This is a genomic window from Demequina sp. (assembly GCF_016278775.1).
Classification (GTDB): Bacteria; Actinomycetota; Actinomycetes; order Actinomycetales; family Demequinaceae; genus Demequina.
The window spans coordinates 1-4,068 of record NZ_JADQBF010000104.1 but is presented as its reverse complement, the minus strand read 5'-3'; the positions used below and the strand labels follow the sequence as shown (position 1 = coordinate 4,068).

The following is a 4,068-nucleotide window of genomic DNA, read 5'->3' as shown; positions in this document are numbered from 1 at the left end:
CTACCAGCCGATCTCCTACTACGAGTTCTACAAGGCGCTCGTGCAGGCAGGTGGCCAGTTTCTGAGTGACGACGGCACCTCCGTCGCCTTCGACTCGCCAGAGGGCATCGCCGCCGCTGAGTGGCTCGTGGGCAAGTCGGGCACGACCATGCCGACCGCCGAGCAGGGTGCAGGCACTCCTGACTTCGACACCTCCTTGTGGGCCGGTGGAAAGCTCGCCATGTGGCACTCAGGGATCTGGATGTTCGGCGCCGCAGCCGACAGCGACTTCGCGTGGGACATCGCCGTGGAGCCGGGAGACGCCCAGAACGCGTCGGCCGTGTTCTCCAACGCGGTGGCCGTCTCTGCGAACTCGTCGAACCAGGACGCGGCGCAGAAGTTCGCCGAGTTCCTCACCGCTTCTCAGGTGATGGTGGACACGCGGCTGAGCGCCGGGTGGGAACTCCCGGCCATCTCGGACGAGGCACTGCTCGCCACGTATCTCGAACAGGGCGCTCCAGAGAACCGTCAGGCAGTGTTCGACTCGCTCGACGGAATCGCACTGCCGCCTGTCATCGGCGACAACCAGGCCGAGATGCAGGACATCATCGGTGCAGAGTTGACGGAGGCCGCAGCAGGTCGTAAGTCGGTGGAGGACGCCATCGCGTCCGCCGCATCACAGGTCAACGACCTCATCGGCTAACGCACATGAGGGCCTGGTGGCGGCGCCCAGAATTCGCCGCCACCAGGCCCTGCGAGCCTACCCTGACGCATCAGCACGACGCTTAAGAATCGAGTGCCCTCATGACCCCGGCCGAACCCTCGTCCGCTCGCGCCCTTCTCGAGAACTCCCGCTCCCTCATCCGCTCGCTTCAGACCGCGGAAGGCGCGTACCCCGCAAGCCCGACTTTCTCCGCGTACAAGGGCTTCTGCTGGTTCCGCGACGGCGCGTTCATCGCCGACGGCATGTCCGCAGCTGGCGACGTTGCCTCTGTCGACGCTTTCTTCTCCTGGTGCGCGCGCGTCGTGCGCCAGTACCGCGATGACATCGTCTCGGCAGTGGATGGAGCGGCCGCTGGCACGCCACTTCCCGACGCCCGCATGTTGCCCGCCCGCTTCACCTTTGACGGCGGCCGCGATGGCGGCGACGAGTGGTGGGACTTCCAACTTGACGGCTTCGGCACCTGGTTGTGGGCCCTCGACGCGCACGGCGCACGGCACGGCGCCGACCTGTCCCCGTACGCTGACGCCGTCGCGCTCACGGTGGACTATCTGGTCTCGTCATGGAAGCGCCCCTGCTTCGACTGGTGGGAAGAACACGACGAACAGATCCACGTCTCGACGCTCGGTTGCGTGGGCGCGGGGCTTGAGGCCGCCTCGCGCATGGGCGTGCTCGATGAGGGCCGCGCCGCCCTTGCCGCCACCACCGCGGCCACGATTCGCGACTACGTCCTCACCCATGGCGCAATTGACGGCCACCTCGTCAAGTGGGTGGGGTCCACCGCGGTGGATGCCTCGCTCACCGCGCTGATCGCGCCGCTCGGCTTCATCCCTGCCGACCACCCCGTCGCACGGACCACCGTCGAGGCCGTCGAGGCCGAACTGGCCGTGGATGGCGGCGTGCATCGCTTCGCGGCCGACACGTTCTACGGAGGCGGTCAGTGGCCGTTGCTCAGTTGCTTCGCTGGCCTGGCGCGCGCGGCCCTCGGCGACAATGAAGGCGCTGCCGCCTACCTCGCGTGGGCCATGGCGACCGCAACCGAGTCCCTCGACCTTCCAGAGCAAGTCGATCGCCACCTCCTGGCGCCAGAACGGCGTCAAGAGTGGATTGACAAATGGGGAGAGGTCGCCACACCCCTGCTGTGGTCGCACGCCATGGTGCTTCGCCTCGCAAAGGAGCTCGAGCGATGATGATCCGACACACCCCCCTGGGCTCAGGGCACCCGTACTCCCCCGACACCGACCAGCGCTGGCCAGTGCTGCCCGTGGCGGGCGAGGGCCTGCGCATCGGCTCGCGGACGTCAGCAGATGTCCAGGCCGTCACGCTCCACCTCACCGAGACCCTCGCGGACGGTTCCCGTTCCACGCGGGACATCCCGTGCGCGCCGGTTGTCCGGTCTTCGCGCGGCCAGCAGGTCGATGGCGGCCACCTCGCGTCGGCACAGGCCAAGCTGGCGCGAAAGTCCGGCGGTTGGGAGGCCACCGTTGACGTCGCGGCCGATGCGGTCTCGCTGACGTACAGGCTCAGCGCTTCAGACGGCAAGACCACGCGACGCACCGGCATCTCTCACGCAGAGGTGGCACAGTGGGACGACGCTCCAGACGGCCTTGTCGCGACCCCCGGTGCCATCGGCGTCGTCCCCGGATCGGTGCGCGCGCTACGCACCGCCACCCACGTCGCCAAGGTGCGCCTCTCGCTCCCCCTCGCCCCAGGCGAGCACGTGGCGGGCTTTGGCGAGCGCTTCGACCGCCTCGATCACCGCGGCACCAGCCTCGACTCCGTCGTGTTCGAGCAGTACAAGTCTCAAGGCGCGATGCGACGCACCTATATGCCGATGCCCTTCGCTCACGTGGTGGGCGGCTCCGGTTGGGGCTTCCACGTCGACACTGCCCGGCGGGTATGGTTCGACGTGGGCGAGGCCGACGCAGGACTGCTCACGATCGAGGCCGAGACGGCCGCGCCGTCCGATGCGACTGCGGCACTGTCGGTGCGCACCTTCGTCGGCTCACCCACCGAGGTTCTCGACGCCTTCCTCGAGTGCGCCGGCCGCCCTGAGGAGCTCCCCGAGTGGGTGCTGCGCCTGTGGGCGAGCGGCAACGAGTGGAACACCCAGGCAGAAGTCGAGCGCCAAGCCGCCCTGCACGCCACGCACGGGATACCGGTGGGTTCCATCGTGATCGAGGCATGGAGCGACGAGAGCACCTTCACGGTGTGGCGCGACGCCCAGTACGAGCCGCGCGAGGACGGCGGCCCCTTGCGCCTCGAGGACTTCAGTTTTCCAGCCGACGGCGCGTGGCCAGACCCCAAGGCCATGGTGGACGCGCTGCACGCGCAAGACACCCGCCTGCTGCTGTGGCAGATTCCGCTCATCAAGATGAGGCCGCACCCGCAAGGCCAGACACGGCACGACGCCGACGCGGCGATACGAGAGGGCCACCTCATCAGGGCGCGCCACGCAGACGGCTCGTTGCGGCCCTATCGCAACCGCGGGTGGTGGTTTCCCCTCAGCCTCATGCCGGACCTGTCCGACGACGAGGCGGCGCGCTGGTGGACCGAGAAGCGCCGCTACCTGGTGGAGCAGATGGGCGTCGACGGCTTCAAGACCGACGGCTCCGAGCACGCGTGGGGCGCGGACCTCGTGTACATCGACGGCCGGTCGGGGGACGAGGCGAACAACCTCAACCCCGTCGCCTACGCCAAGGCTTACGGCGATCTGATGCGACGATGCGGTAAGGCTCCGGTCACGTTCTCGCGCGCGGGATTCACCGGCTCACAAGCGCACGGCGCGTTCTGGGCAGGGGACGAGAACTCCACGTGGGACGCGTTCAGGTGGTCCATGTGGGCTGGTCTCAACGCCGCCGCATCCGGCCTCGTCTATTGGGGTTGGGACATCGCGGGATTCTCCGGGCCAGTGCCTGACGCCGAGCTGTACGTCAGAGCGTTTGCGGCAAGCGCGTTCGTGCCCATCATGCAGTACCACTCCGAGTTCAACCACCACCGCACCCCGTCGCGGGATCGCACGCCGTGGAACATCGCAGAGCTGTCGGGCGACGCCGCCGTGATCGACGAGGTGCGCGAGATTGTGGCGCTACGCGAAAGGCTGCTGCCGTACCTCGCCGAGCAGGCGCGCGCCGCGGTCGAGACTTCACGCCCGCTCATGCGGCCACTGTTCTTCGACCACGCCGACGACGAGGCGGTGTGGACGGCTCCGCCGGAGTGGACGCTCGGCGACGACCTGCTGGTCGCGCCTGTACTCGCGCCCGGCACTCATTGGGACGTCTATCTGCCGCGCGGCAAGTGGCGCGACGCCTGGACGGGGACACCCGTCGAGGGCGGTCGCACCGTTGCCACCGAGACGCCTCGACACC

General features: G+C 68.3%; 3 protein-coding genes. All 3 read left to right on the top strand.

Annotation, left to right across the window (positions count from 1 at the left end; genetic code table 11):
- Positions 1–682, top strand: a 682-nt coding sequence (locus tag QZZ33_RS11485; RefSeq protein WP_291380155.1) for an extracellular solute-binding protein, incomplete at its 5' end; no start/stop codon positions are given.
- Between the two features lie 101 nt (positions 683–783).
- Positions 784–1,890 carry a glycoside hydrolase family 15 protein gene (locus QZZ33_RS11480; RefSeq protein WP_291380154.1) on the top strand — a complete coding sequence of 369 codons (1,107 nt, stop codon included), beginning with the start codon at positions 784–786 and terminating at the stop codon, positions 1,888–1,890.
- Positions 1,887–4,068: TIM-barrel domain-containing protein (locus tag QZZ33_RS11475; protein ID WP_291380153.1), on the top strand; the 2,182-nt coding region annotated here is incomplete at its 3' end. The genes QZZ33_RS11480 and QZZ33_RS11475, both read left to right, overlap by 4 nt.

What these genes read in the sequence shown, in the direction of transcription:
- QZZ33_RS11480 (WP_291380154.1), top strand. Translation starts at nt 784, where the DNA reads ATGACCCCGGCCGAACCCTCGTCCGCTCGCGCCCTTCTCGAGAACTCC.